The sequence below is a fragment of the Methylobacterium sp. CCH5-D2 genome, assembly GCF_001556475.1.
In the GTDB taxonomy this organism is placed as follows: Bacteria; Pseudomonadota; Alphaproteobacteria; order Rhizobiales; family Beijerinckiaceae; genus Methylobacterium; species Methylobacterium hispanicum.
Window position 1 is genome coordinate 1 of record NZ_LSIX01000357.1, and the last position, 302, is coordinate 302.

Annotated in this window: 1 protein-coding gene; it reads right to left on the minus strand. The window is 64.9% G+C overall.

Annotation, left to right across the window (positions count from 1 at the left end; translation table 11 throughout):
* Positions 1–34 precede the first annotated feature (34 nt).
* A partial coding sequence (locus AX737_RS35115) for a hypothetical protein (protein ID WP_210173129.1) occupies positions 35–302 on the minus strand: 268 nt, incomplete at its 5' end.

Here is a 302-nt window from a genome sequence, read left to right on the forward strand (position 1 = left end):
GTGCAAGCGCGGCAACGCGCTGAGCTGACCGGTACTAATCGCCCGACAGACTTGATCGTCTCTCGTGATCCATCGCCGCATACACCGATCCCAGCAGGATCGGCACCGATCCGCACAGGATCGGCACAGCGGTCGCAACACAAGACCAGGCCCGGCCCGCAACACGCGGACCGTCGCCCGAACCTGCTTGCCGAACGATTGGGTCTCCCGCCGTCGCCGAACCCTGCGACAGCGAACGTCCCAAAAGAACCTGTGCTTGGCCGGTCTGGTGGCCTGAGCGGTGTGCCCAGAACCCGATCCCA